The sequence below is a fragment of the Mycobacterium sp. E796 genome, assembly GCF_001672815.1.
Taxonomy (GTDB): domain Bacteria; phylum Actinomycetota; class Actinomycetes; order Mycobacteriales; family Mycobacteriaceae; genus Mycobacterium.
Window position 1 is genome coordinate 1 of record NZ_LZKK01000148.1, and the last position, 11,224, is coordinate 11,224.

Below are 11,224 nucleotides of genomic sequence, written 5' to 3' on the forward strand. Positions count from 1 at the left end.
AGGGCAGCACGTGCAAGCCCCACCGGCCGAGCAGCGGATTCACGAGCGCGAAGTACGTCGTGTAGTCGTCGTCGTCGGGCGACGACATCAACAGGCCGACGGCGCTGACGGTGCCGTCCGGGTTCTTCACGAAGCCGGGGCTGCCGCTGTCGCCATTGAGACTGTACACGCTGGCTTCGACGACGACGACTACACGACGTACTTCGCGCTCGTGAATCCGCTGCTCGGCCGGTGGGGCTTGCACGTGCTGCCCTGAGGACGCGCCTAGAACTGGCGTTTGCAAATTGCAGGAACGGGTACCCGGCGGGGCGGCGTTTGTCAGCGTCCGTCTAGTGGAGCCTGTCAACGAAAAGGTACGAACCAGCGACACCAAGGAGATCAGTAGTGAAGCGTGGGATCGTGGTCGGGGTAGCGGGCGTGGCCGTTGTGGTCGCGGCGTGCGCCGGCTGTTCGAGTAACAAGTCCAGCACGGGAGCGTCATCGAGTTCCGCTCCGGCGGCGGCCGGACCTCAGGTCGTCGTTGACGGGCAAAACCAGAACGTCAGCGGCCAAGTCACGTGCAACTCGGCCAACGGCGTCACCACCATCGGCATCGGCGACCCGACGGCCGGAGTCGGGGCGGTGGTCAGCAACGACAATCCGCCGATCGTCCATTCGGTCGGACTGGGCAGCGTCAACGGGATCGCGCTCGGTTTTTCCGACGCCGCCCCCAACCAAGCGAGCAACGCAGGGGCGGCCGTCAACGGCAAGTCCTACGCCATCAAGGGCACCGCAACCGGCACCGACATGAGCAATCCGCAGCAGCCGAAGACGGTGACCAAGCCATTCGAATTGGACGTGACCTGCCCGTAGCGCAGGCGATCGACACCCACCAGGGGGACAAACTCTATGTCTATGAAACGTATCGTCAGCGCGGCGGCGGTCGCGGCGGGGCTGAGCATCTCCGCCCTGAACCCGGGGTTCGCCAGCTCGGCGCCGCTGGACCCGCCACCGCCGTGCCCGAACTGCCACGGCGGCGGCGGTGGTGGCGGCGGCGGAGCGACGCAGGCTCCGCAGAACCCGCCGCAGACCCATGAGCCGAGCACCCAAAGCCAGCCGCCGGCCACCCAAAGCCAGCCGCCGGCGACGCACTCGACGCAGCCGCCGGCCACCCAGAGCACGCAGCCGCCGGCCACCCAATCCAGCGAGCCGCCCGCGACCGAAAGCACGCACCCGTCCTGGACCCGGGGGAGCGAGCCGTCGAGTCCGGCAACCACCCAGCCGGGCGGGCAGACGACGGCGCCGAGCGCACAAACGACCGCGCCGGCAAGTGGACAAACCACCCCGCCGTCCGGCCGGGAGGCGCGCCCAGCGCTCAACCCGCCGAGCACGCAGCCGCCCCACCCGGCCTACGTCCCGCGCCGCGACCTGGTCACCGCGAGCGCGGAAATCGGCGGCCCCGCGGGTGATGTCCAATTCAGCGTCGTGGGCCGCGGCGCGCCACCTCCGCCGCCGGAGCGCGGGTGGGGCTGGAACGACGGCCCGCCCCCGCACCACGCGCCGCCCGGCTGGTATGGCCCGCCGCCCCCCGGCGGATGGGATGGCCCGCCGCCTCCCGGCGGGTGGAACCGCCCCTGGGACGGCCCGCCGCGCGACGTGGTCTACGCCCGATCCGACTTCGGCCCGTTCGAGTACAACACCTTCACCGTCTTCCCGGTCTTCAACTGGTACTACGGCGGTTGGGGTTACTGGTTCTTCGGCGTCTGGGTTCCGCTGTACTGAGCGCCCTCGCAGCCCTTGGGCCTTGAGGCCGCCCCGGTTCGCGCCGGGGCGGCCTCTTCAGTTGCTGACCTTTCCCCGTGACTCGTGTAGGCGTAGAGCATGCACACGACGGACACCCAATTCGTCAGGGTCGGTCGCGATGGCGGCTCGGTCACCATCGAGTTGATCAACTCCAAGCCGCTGAACATCATCGGCACCGGCGCCATCGAGGCGCTGACCGAGGCGTTCGGCGCCGTCAGCCAGGACGGCGACGTGCGGGTCGTCGTGTTGCGCGGAGCCGGTGAGAAGGCCTTCATCGGCGGTGCCGACATCAACGAGATGGCCACCCTCGACCGGTCCAGCGCCGAAGTGTTCATCCGCCGGCTCGCGGCGCTGTGCGAGGCCATCCGCGACTGCCCCGTCCCGGTCATCGCCCGGCTCGCGGGCTGGTGCCTCGGTGGCGGATTGGAGGTCGCGGCATCATGCGATCTGCGGATCGCGGAGTCGGGTGCCAAATTCGGGATGCCGGAGGTGGCGGTCGGCATCCCGTCGGTCATCCATGCGGCGTTGATCCCAAGGCTGATCGGGGCCTCGCACGCGACCTGGCTGCTGCTCACGGGTGAAACGATCGACGCCGACACGGCCGCCGCCTGGGGCCTGGTGCACGAGGTCGTCGCGGCCGACGCCCTCGACGCCCGCATCGCCGAGCTCGGCGCCAAGCTGAGCGGGTTCGGCCCGCAGGCGGTCCGGCAACAAAAGCGCCTCCTCAACAGCTGGTTCGACATGACGGTTCAGAGGGCCGTCGAGGACAGCGTCGAGCAGTTCGGTCTCGCGTTCCTGACCGGCGAGCCGCAACAGCACATGCGGGCGTTCCTCGCGCGCAAGGACGATCGGCGGTAAGCCTTCCGCGTGCCGGCGATTGGTCGAAACCGGCCACGCCTTCGCCCTTCGCGCTCCATGATGGCTAGTACTCAAAACCAAACCGGGGGTTTAGGCGAATGTCATCTGTGCTCGTTGTGCCGGAAATATTGGAGACGGCCGCGGCCGATGTGGCGCGCATCGGTTCGGACGTGACCGCCGGCAATCTGGCCGCGGCCTTTCCGACGACCCAGCTGGCGGCGGCGGGCGGCGACGAGGTATCGGCGGCCATCGCGGCGCTGTTTGGCGCGCACGCGCAGGACTACCAAGCGGCGGCGGCGCGGGCGACGACGTACTACGAGCAGTTCGTGCGCAACCTGAGCGCCGCGGCGGCGTCGTACACGGCCACCGAGGCGGTCAATGCCGCCAGCCTTTCCAGCGAGCTGCAGACGTTCCTCAACGCTCCGCTCAGCACGATCACCGGGGCCTGGGCCAACAGCCCGTTCGGAAGCGCCATCGACCAGGCGCTGTTCGGCACGGGCGGCAACCAGCAGTCGATCGTCATCGACTTCGTGCGGCACGGGCAGTCAGTTGGCAACGCCGCCAACCTGATTGACACGGCCGTGCCCGGATTGCCCCTCACGCCGCTGGGCGTCCAACAGGCGACGGCCATCGGCACCGCGCTCGGGCCGCAGGCTAACTTCGCGGGAGTTTTCGAGTCGCAGCTGACCAGGGTCCAGCAGACCGCGTTCTTCGCCGGCATGAACAACGTGCCAATATTGGCGGGGCTCAACGAGATCAGCGCCGGCGTCTTCGACGGCGCACCGGACATCAGCCCCCAGGGCCTTCTGTATTTGGTTGCGCCGCTGGCGTGGACCCTCGGATTCCCCATCGTGCCGATGCTCGGCCCTGGCTCGGCCCACATCAACGGGATCGTTTTCGACCAGGGGTTCACCAACGCGATGCAGACGATGTATGGCACCGCGATGATGCACCCCGTCGTGAACCCCGCGAACGGTCAAATCACCGACGTCGCGTTCTCCAGCGAGTTCGCGATCGAGGTCGGCACGCTGATGAACGTCAACAATCCCAATCCCTTGCTGATGCTCACCCACCCGCTGCCCAACACCGGCGTGGTCGTGGTGCAGGGCAGTCCCCAGGGCGGTTGGTCGCTGGTCAGTTGGGACGGCGTGCCGGTGGGGCCGGCAACCTTACCGACCAAGCTGTTCGTCGATGTGCGCGACCTGATCACGGCGCCGCAATTCGCGGCGTGGAACAGCTTGACGGCCCTCGGCACCGGCGATCCGGCGACGATCGTGGGCGCGGTGCAAAACGGCGTCGACGAGGTCGCCGCGGCGACGGTCCACTTCCCGGTCGCGGTGGGCCGCGACCTGGTCCACGCCGTGACCAACACCAGTGTCAGTGGGCTGACGAGCGAGCTGACCGGATTGCTCTAGCGACCGCGGCGGCGCAGCCAGACGGCGATGACGACGACGGCGGCCAGGACCGCCACAGCCACGGCGGCGCGGCGTGATCGCACCGCGTCCGTCTCGACGCCGTGGAAGGCCGAGGGCTCGTGGGAATCTTCGCTACTCGACCGCTCGAGGGGTTCGGGAACGCTGACCGGTGGGGCGGCTGACTCCGGCATGCCTGTGGGAGCGCCCGACTCCTGCACCGGTGCCGGCGCGGGGACCGGCGCCGTGGCCGCCTCGGGGGCCGGGGGCTCCCGCCGATCCCGCCCCCGGCGCCGTCGCGGTGCCCAGACCTCGTCGCCCAACTCGTCGGGAATCAGCCACATCAGCAGCGCGAGGTTGACCACCCCCAGAATCCCGTGCAGCAAGATGTCGCTGGCGTGGAAGCCCATCGGCGTCGGGACCCTGCGCGCCGTGGCGACACTGCTGAAGAACAACAACATCGTGTAGCCCACCGCGCTGACCGCGGTGACCGTCACCGCCGCGCGGCGATGCACGACGGCCGTAATGGCGACCAACCCGAGCGCCAGCAGCACGCCGCTGTGCGCCGGCGTCGACGTCAGGCCGAGAACGGGGGCGCCGGTGGGTCCTGCATGCGGATGCAGGGCAGCCGAGACCAACCCGACGACGCCGAATGCGCTCACCAGCACACCCTCGATCAGCAGGAACCAACGCCCGCTGTGGAAGCGCCCCGGGTCCATGGGGACCCTGCGCAAACCCGACGTCATGCCGGGAACGTGACCCGCGGTAACCGGCATCGCGTGACCTCCAGACCGAAAAAACGCTTGGGCACCGGCTACCCGCTACCGGCCGGACTACTCCAGGGGGCCTGCTCCTGGCATGGTTGCTCGCCCGGCTGGGTATCTATCCAGTCAGATCGGCGCACGTCCGGACTGTGTCGTTCATCGAGGAGGCACCATGTTGCACAGCGTTGTCCTTGCCGCGGCACAGCAACCCGAGGCCGCGGGCATCATCCTCAAGGGGATCAAAGGCATCTTCGTCGCGATCGGCAGCATCATCGCCGCCATCGTGTGCGCTTTGATCGCCGGCATGAAAGGTCGCAGCGCCCTCGGTTGGGGCCTGCTCGGGCTGTTCTTCTCGATCCTGACGCTGATCGTTGTCATCGTCATCCCGTCGAAGAAGTCGTGATTACCAACCCCACTCGTCGTCGTCCAGGACATCCACCGTGAGGTCGTTATCGGCGGCCCCTTGCGTCCCGTAGAGAAAGGTGATCAGGGTTCGGTCGTCGTCGAGGGGCTCGGTCGCGACGATGGTGGCGTGCCCGATCTTCATGCGGATCCTGTCACCGGGCTTCAACTCGTCAACACGCCTCAGCGTCACGCTGAACCATTAACGCCAATGTGACTGCTCATGCCAGATGTCGATGATTCGCCGGGCCGCCACCTCGGCGCAAGCCGGACACCCCGAGTGGAGCCCCCGTCAGGATTTAGGCGACGATCGATCGCCTACCAGGGCGGCCCGGCACGCATCCGCGGTTATCCGTGGGCGTCTCACCGTGGGCGCCGTCAAATGAACTAGCAGACGGTTAGCGTTGCTCAGCCGGTGCGGGCGGCGGTGGGCACGGCTTGCCGCCGCGTACTCCGATGACCTGTAATCCCGTGCTCGTGGTAACCGGTCCGACCGTCACGCCGCAAGGCCAGTTGGACTGGAGGCCGGGATCATTGGGGTCCGGATCCACATAGTCAGCTTGGGCTACCCCGGCGCTGAACGCCAGGGCGACTAGCGCCAGCCCCGCAGCGATGATTGGTGGTTTACGCATGTTCTTCACCTCTACCGGTGGGAAACGATGCCCGCGGAAGCCGCCATCATGACCGCCGAGGGCTGAGTAAGCGTGCGACGGGGCGGGCTTGCCGCGCGCCCCAAAACTCTTTACCCGCGTCCCCCCGCCAGTGAAACGGAACCAGACCGGCTCATCGATGATGCTGGGCACCTGACAGACTTTTCGACGTCAGTCAGTAGTGCTTCCGCAATAGAACGGCGCCGAGTTGGAGCCCTCTGTCAGGACTGAGCTGACGACCGCTCGCCCACGAAAGGCGATCCTTCCGCGGGCTTCCGCCGACATGACGACACGACCGCGCTGGCTCGCACCTCCGCCCTCTCGAGTCGGCTCGCAACTCCGACGGCATCACCCCGTCGTAGAATCTTCATGGCTCATCGAGCCGACCCCGGCCGCGTTAGCTCAGTTGGTAGAGCGTCGCTCTTGTAAAGCGGATGTCGAGAGTTCGAGTCTCTCACGCGGCTCCAACTCTGTCGGCACTGGCAGATAGCGTCGTCTTATGTCGGTGACCTGCCTCGGGTGCGGAGTCGTTTTCGACGGCCGTCGGCTAAAGGTGTTCTGCACCAATGCATGCCAACAGTCACACCGCCGACGCTTGCTGTTGGAGGCCTGGCTCGACACCGGAGTCTGTGGTCGCACGTCCTACCAGGGCCACTACGTCCGGGGCTACCTCTATGAGCAGCAGGGGGGTTGTTGTGCGATCTGCGGCATCGCGGACAAGTGGAACGGCGTGACCCTGGCGCTGATCGTCGACCACATCAACGGAGACGCAAGCAACGATCGTCGTGAGAATCTCCGGCTCATTTGTCCCAACTGTGACAGCCAGCTGCCGACGTACAAAGCAAGGAATCGCGGCAACGGTCGCTACTACCGGCGACTGCGGTACGCCGACGGCCGGTCCTATTGATGCTTACAAGGCGAGTGCTCTACCACTGAGCTAAGGAGGCCGGGTAAATCAGGGTGTCAGCCTAACGGGTCACTCATCGCTTTCGATGATGCGCGTCGAGCGCACCGGCCGCGACGGCGAGCGGCGCGGCATGCGGCGGCCCGGCAGCGGGATCCGGTCGGCGATGTTGCTCAACGGGTTGACCACCATGGTCAGGCCGACGACGGCGTCCTGCAGGGTGGCGATCGCCGGCTGAAGCGCCTCCATCCCCGGGGTCAGCCGGGCGAGGGTGTCGGCGACGTCGGCGAGCTGTTCCAGCGGACCGTTCCTGGCGGTGAGCTTGTCGACGAGGCCGCCCTCGGCGAGCAGCCGGTCCGCGAGACCGTCCTCGGACAGCACCCGCTCGACCAACCCGTTTTCGTCGAGCAACTGATCGGCCAGCCCGCCAGGCTGCAGCGCGCGCTGCAGCGCGCCGCCCTCCGCGGTCAGCCGGTCGAGCACGCCGCCCTCCGAGGTAAGCATGTCGACCACGCCGCCGGGTCGCAGCAAGCGGTCCAGCGGGCCGTCGGGCGCCACGGCGCGTCCCAGCGGCGCGTCGTCGTCCAGCAGCCGGGCCAGCCGGTTGGCGCGCACGATCGCCTCGTCGATCCCGAACATCGAAGCCATTGCGTAGGTCCCAGAGTCCCCGGCGTCGCCCAGCGCACGCTTCGCCACCCCCACCGCCGCGGTAGCGACGTTCAAGCCCGCGTCGGCCGCGGCCAGCCCGACCCGCGCGGGGGCCGTCGCGAGCGACACGATTCCCTTGGCGAAGTTCATGCCTCCAGAGTCTATTCGCGCCACCCCTGCGCGAGCCCGGCCGTTCCAAGCTCATACGATGATTCTTTGCAGACTGTTAGCAGGCGACTGGCACCGATCTTTCAGGAATCACACAATAATTGGAAAGGCTTCTCCAGATAAGGGTTCGAGCGAAGGACAGAAGTGACCTCATGACAGCGCCCAGCCAAAGCGGATCCAAACCGGAAGCTCGCGTCCTCGTGATCGACGACGAGGCCAATATCGTCGAGCTGCTCTCCGTCAGCCTGAAGTTCCAGGGGTTCGAGGTGTACACGGCCACCAACGGCGCCCAGGCCCTGGATCGCGCCCGTGACGCCCGCCCCGACGCGGTCATCCTCGACGTGATGATGCCGGGCATGGACGGCTTCGGGGTGCTGCGGCGGCTGCGCGCGGACGGCATCGATGCCCCGGCGCTGTTCTTGACCGCCCGCGACTCCCTGCAGGACAAGATCGCGGGCCTGACGCTGGGCGGCGACGACTACGTGACAAAGCCGTTCAGCCTCGAGGAGGTCGTCGCCCGGCTGAGGGTCATTCTGCGCCGCGCCGGCAAGGGCGGCGCCGAACCACGCAACGCCCGCCTGAAGTTCGCGGACATCGAACTCGACGAGGAGACCCACGAGGTGTGGAAGGCCGGCGAACCGGTGTCGCTGTCGCCCACCGAGTTCACCCTGCTGCGCTACTTCGTGATCAACGCGGGCACCGTGCTGAGCAAGCCGAAGATCCTCGACCATGTCTGGCGCTACGACTTCGGCGGCGACGTGAACGTCGTCGAGTCCTACGTGTCGTATCTTCGTCGCAAGATCGACACGGGCGAGAAGCGGCTGCTGCACACCCTGCGGGGCGTGGGCTACGTGCTGCGGGAGCCGCGCTGAGCAGCGAGCGGTAGCGAGGAAGATGGGAATGCCCAACAACGTTCGACGCGGATTGCCGCTACGGGTGGGCTTGGTGGCGGCCACCCTGCTGCTGGTGGCCTGCGGTCTGGCGGTGTCCGGTCTGGCCGTCACCTCGATTCTGCGGCACAGCCTGATCAGCCGGATCGACCAGAACCTGCTCGACGCGTCGCGCAGCTGGGCGCAGGCGCCGCGGCGGGAGTCACCGCCCCCCTATGAAGGTCCCGATCCCGGGCGGCCGCCGTCGAAGTTCTACGTGCGCGGCATCGGCACCGACGGCACCCCGTTCACCGCGATCAACGACCGCAACGCCGAACCGGCGCTGCCGCCCAACAACGACGTGGGCCCCAATCCGACGACCCTGCCGTCGGTCAACGGCTCGGACATTCAATGGCGGGCGGTGTCGGTGCGCGGGCCGCACGGCCTGACAACGGTCGCGGTCGACCTGTCCGACGTGCAGCACACGCTGAGTTCGCTGGTCTGGTTGCAGATCGGCATCGGCGTGGCGGTGCTCGTCGTCGTCGGGATCGCCAGCTTCGCGGTGGTGCAGCGCAGCCTGCGGCCACTGATGGAGGTCGAACACACCGCCGCCGACATCGCCGCGGGCCAGCTGGATCGCCGCGTCCCGGAGCGCGATCCCAGGACCGAGGTGGGGCGACTTTCGTTGGCGCTCAACGGAATGCTCGCACAGATCCAGCAAGCGATGGCATCTTCGGAGTCGTCGGCCGAGAAGGCCCGCGGTTCCGAGGAACGGATGCGCCGGTTCATCACCGACGCCAGCCACGAGCTGCGCACCCCACTGACCACCATTCGCGGCTTCGCGGAACTGTATCGCCAGGGCGCCGCGCGTGACGTGTCGATGCTGTTGTCGCGCATCGAAAGCGAGGCCAGCCGGATGGGCCTGCTGGTGGACGACCTGCTCCTGCTGGCCCGGCTGGACGTGCAGCGACCGCTGGAACACAACCGCGTCGACCTGCTCGCGCTGGCCAGCGACGCCGTCCACGACGCGCAGGCGATCGACCCCAGGCGCGCCATCACCATGGAGGTCCTGGACGGGCCCGGAACCCCAGAGGTGCTCGGTGACGAGCCCCGGATTCGCCAGGTCCTCAGCAACCTTGTCGCCAACGCCCTGCAGCACACCCCGCCCAGCGCCGACGTCACCATCCGGGTCGGCACCGCCGGCAACGACGCGGTGCTCGAAGTGGCCGACAAGGGGCCGGGCATGAATCAGCAGGACGCGTCGCGGGTGTTTGAGCGGTTCTACCGCACCGACTCGTCGCGGGCGCGGGCCAGCGGCGGCACGGGCCTTGGGCTGTCCATCGTCGACTCGTTGGTGCGCGCGCACGGCGGCGACGTCACGGTGACGACCTCACCTGGCGAGGGATGCTGCTTCCGTGTCACGCTGCCCCGGGTCAGCGACGTCCCCGCGCCGGAGCCGGTTCACGCCAGCTGAGCCAGCGCCGCCTTGATCTTGGCCTGGGCAGCATCGAGGGACTCCGCTGACGGATTGCGGTCCACGTTGGCGAAACCGAAGTCCTTCAGGCTGCGGGTCGGGAAGACGTGGACGTGCAGATGGGGCACCTCCAGCCCGGCGATGATCAGGCCGGCACGCTCCACCCGGAACGCCTTGCACACGGCCCTGCCGATCAGCTGGCTCACCGCCATGACGCGGGCGAACACCGCGCCCTCGACGTCTTGCCACTGATCGATCTCGGCGCGAGGCACCACCAGTGTGTGGCCCTGCGTCATCGGCTCGATCGTCAGGAAAGCGACGATGTCGTCGTCCTCGTAGACGAAGCGGCCGGGAAGTTCACGGTTGATGATCTTGGTGAAGATCGACGCCATGGCCCCCAGCATAGGTTCGGCGTTCGACCGATGAGTTTGGCGGGTGTGGACGGTCAATCCTGCGACGGCAATCGACGCAGAGGAGTCCCGCCATGTCACAGGTGCGCGTGCACAATTTTTCGGTTTCGCTGGACGGGTTCGGCACGGGCATGGGACAAAGCGCGGACGCACCGTTCGGGCACGCCGGCGGTCGGTTGCACGAGTGGTTCTTCGCGACGCGCACCTTCCGCGCGATGCACGGCGAGTCGGGTGGGACGACGGGCATCGACGACGCCCTGGCCGGCGGATGGGAGCCTGGCATCGGCGCCGAAATCATGGGACGCAACAAGTTCGGCCCACAGCGTGGCCCATGGGACGGCGACGACTGGAAAGGCTGGTGGGGTGCCGATCCGCCGTTTCACACCCCGGTCTTCGTGCTTACCCACCATCCTCGGCCACCGATCGAGATGGACGGCGGCACCACCTTCCACTTCATCGACGCGGGTCCCGCGGAAGCCCTCGAGATTGCCCGAAAAGCGGCCGGAGGCCGCGACATTCGCCTCGGTGGCGGACCGTCGAGCATCCGGCAATTCCTCGCCGCCGACCTCGTCGACCGCATGCACGTCGCCGTGGTGCCCATCGTCTTGGGGCGCGGGGAACCGCTGTGGCGGGGACTGGAGGGCTTCGAGCAGCGGTTTGCGGTGGAGTCGGTGACCAGCCCGAGCGGCGTCACCCACCTGAGCTTCACGCGCCGATAGGCGTCGCGGGCGAGCCGGGCAACCGGCCAGACGGCGCGGTGGAGTCACACCCGCCACACGCGTCTCCGTCCGAGCGGGCACCCTTTGTGCCCGCCTCATAGAAGCCCTGTGTCAAGTAGCGGTTTCTGAGCGCTGGTTGAGCAGGGTTTGGAGGGCTTGGTGTT

General features: G+C 67.8%; 13 protein-coding genes, 1 tRNA gene and 2 pseudogenes. 11 read left to right on the forward strand and 5 right to left on the reverse strand.

Annotated features, from left to right (window positions below):
- Nucleotides 1–184: pseudogene (locus tag A5706_RS11015) on the reverse strand (trypsin); the annotation flags it as partial.
- Here A5706_RS11015 and A5706_RS34235 point away from each other — a divergent pair.
- The 5 genes and pseudogenes from A5706_RS34235 to A5706_RS11035 form a co-directional block, all read left to right on the forward strand.
- Nucleotides 179–256, forward strand: a pseudogene (locus A5706_RS34235) (trypsin); the annotation flags it as partial. The pseudogenes A5706_RS11015 and A5706_RS34235 overlap by 6 nt on opposite strands.
- A 128-nt stretch (nt 257–384) precedes the next feature.
- On the forward strand, nt 385–852 hold the full coding sequence (locus A5706_RS11020; RefSeq protein WP_068130136.1) for a lipoprotein LpqH: 468 nt from the start codon (nt 385–387) through the stop codon (nt 850–852).
- Nucleotides 853–894: 42 nt separating this feature from the next.
- Nucleotides 895–1,761, forward strand: coding sequence for an MAP_0585 family protein (locus tag A5706_RS33555; protein ID WP_068130141.1), 867 nt, complete (start codon nt 895–897; stop codon nt 1,759–1,761).
- Nucleotides 1,762–1,860: 99 nt separating this feature from the next.
- Nucleotides 1,861–2,640 (forward strand): enoyl-CoA hydratase, encoded by a 780-nt coding sequence (locus tag A5706_RS11030; protein ID WP_068130147.1) that lies wholly within the window; start codon nt 1,861–1,863, stop codon nt 2,638–2,640.
- 98 nt (nt 2,641–2,738) lie between these two features.
- Nucleotides 2,739–4,055, forward strand: a complete 1,317-nt coding sequence (locus A5706_RS11035) for a PE domain-containing protein (protein ID WP_068130149.1) — start codon at nt 2,739–2,741, stop codon at nt 4,053–4,055.
- On the opposite strand, the gene A5706_RS11040 is transcribed toward A5706_RS11035, so the two are convergent.
- Entirely contained in the window at nt 4,052–4,828 is a 777-nt protein-coding gene (locus A5706_RS11040; protein ID WP_082964304.1) for a DUF4383 domain-containing protein, read from the reverse strand. The genes A5706_RS11035 and A5706_RS11040 overlap by 4 nt on opposite strands.
- A gap of 160 nt (nt 4,829–4,988) precedes the next feature.
- On the opposite strand from A5706_RS11040, the gene A5706_RS11045 reads away from it, so the two are divergent.
- A complete protein-coding gene (locus A5706_RS11045; RefSeq protein WP_068130155.1) occupies nt 4,989–5,219 on the forward strand; it encodes a deoxyribodipyrimidine photolyase in 231 nt (76 codons plus the stop codon).
- Here the strand turns inward: A5706_RS11045 and A5706_RS33560 are convergent, their stop codons facing one another.
- A complete protein-coding gene (locus A5706_RS33560) occupies nt 5,220–5,363 on the reverse strand; it encodes a hypothetical protein (protein ID WP_197517806.1) in 144 nt (47 codons plus the stop codon).
- Nucleotides 5,364–6,259: 896 nt separating this feature from the next.
- Here A5706_RS33560 and A5706_RS11055 point away from each other — a divergent pair.
- Nucleotides 6,260–6,335, forward strand: a tRNA-Thr gene (locus A5706_RS11055).
- A 32-nt stretch (nt 6,336–6,367) separates the two neighbouring features.
- Nucleotides 6,368–6,775, forward strand: coding sequence for an HNH endonuclease signature motif containing protein (locus tag A5706_RS11060; protein WP_068130160.1), 408 nt, complete (start codon nt 6,368–6,370; stop codon nt 6,773–6,775).
- Nucleotides 6,776–6,844: 69 nt separating this feature from the next.
- On the opposite strand, the gene A5706_RS11065 is transcribed toward A5706_RS11060, so the two are convergent.
- Entirely contained in the window at nt 6,845–7,570 is a 726-nt protein-coding gene (locus A5706_RS11065; protein ID WP_068130163.1) for a hypothetical protein, read from the reverse strand.
- 170 nt (nt 7,571–7,740) lie between these two features.
- Here A5706_RS11065 and phoP point away from each other — a divergent pair, with 170 nt between their 5' ends.
- Both phoP and A5706_RS11075 read left to right on the forward strand, forming a co-directional pair.
- Complete coding sequence (phoP, locus tag A5706_RS11070; RefSeq protein WP_068130167.1) at nt 7,741–8,460, forward strand: two-component system response regulator PhoP; 720 nt, start codon at nt 7,741–7,743, stop codon at nt 8,458–8,460.
- Between the two features lie 28 nt (nt 8,461–8,488).
- Nucleotides 8,489–9,931 (forward strand): cell wall metabolism sensor histidine kinase WalK, encoded by a 1,443-nt coding sequence (locus A5706_RS11075; RefSeq protein WP_068130170.1) that lies wholly within the window; start codon nt 8,489–8,491, stop codon nt 9,929–9,931.
- Here A5706_RS11075 and A5706_RS11080 read toward each other — a convergent pair.
- Nucleotides 9,919–10,323 (reverse strand): HIT family protein, encoded by a 405-nt coding sequence (locus A5706_RS11080; RefSeq protein ID WP_068130179.1) that lies wholly within the window; start codon nt 10,321–10,323, stop codon nt 9,919–9,921. The two genes, A5706_RS11075 and A5706_RS11080, sit on opposite strands and share 13 nt — an antisense overlap.
- Before the next feature lie 92 nt (nt 10,324–10,415).
- On the opposite strand from A5706_RS11080, the gene A5706_RS11085 reads away from it, so the two are divergent.
- Nucleotides 10,416–11,060: a dihydrofolate reductase family protein gene (locus A5706_RS11085; protein ID WP_068130173.1), complete on the forward strand. Its 645-nt coding sequence runs from the start codon at nt 10,416–10,418 to the stop codon at nt 11,058–11,060.
- The last annotated feature ends 164 nt before the right edge of the window (nt 11,061–11,224 follow it).

Coding starts and splice junctions, on each gene's coding strand:
- A5706_RS33555 (WP_068130141.1), top strand. CDS start 895: ATGAAACGTATCGTCAGCGCGGCGGCGGTCGCGGCGGGGCTGAGCATC.
- A5706_RS11030 (WP_068130147.1), top strand. CDS start 1,861: ATGCACACGACGGACACCCAATTCGTCAGGGTCGGTCGCGATGGCGGC.
- A5706_RS11035 (WP_068130149.1), top strand. CDS start 2,739: ATGTCATCTGTGCTCGTTGTGCCGGAAATATTGGAGACGGCCGCGGCC.
- A5706_RS11040 (WP_082964304.1), bottom strand. CDS start 4,828: ATGCCGGTTACCGCGGGTCACGTTCCCGGCATGACGTCGGGTTTGCGC.
- A5706_RS11045 (WP_068130155.1), top strand. CDS start 4,989: ATGTTGCACAGCGTTGTCCTTGCCGCGGCACAGCAACCCGAGGCCGCG.
- A5706_RS33560 (WP_197517806.1), bottom strand. CDS start 5,363: ATGAAGATCGGGCACGCCACCATCGTCGCGACCGAGCCCCTCGACGAC.
- A5706_RS11060 (WP_068130160.1), top strand. CDS start 6,368: ATGTCGGTGACCTGCCTCGGGTGCGGAGTCGTTTTCGACGGCCGTCGG.
- A5706_RS11065 (WP_068130163.1), bottom strand. CDS start 7,570: ATGAACTTCGCCAAGGGAATCGTGTCGCTCGCGACGGCCCCCGCGCGG.
- phoP (WP_068130167.1), top strand. CDS start 7,741: ATGACAGCGCCCAGCCAAAGCGGATCCAAACCGGAAGCTCGCGTCCTC.
- A5706_RS11075 (WP_068130170.1), top strand. CDS start 8,489: ATGCCCAACAACGTTCGACGCGGATTGCCGCTACGGGTGGGCTTGGTG.
- A5706_RS11080 (WP_068130179.1), bottom strand. CDS start 10,323: ATGGCGTCGATCTTCACCAAGATCATCAACCGTGAACTTCCCGGCCGC.
- A5706_RS11085 (WP_068130173.1), top strand. CDS start 10,416: ATGTCACAGGTGCGCGTGCACAATTTTTCGGTTTCGCTGGACGGGTTC.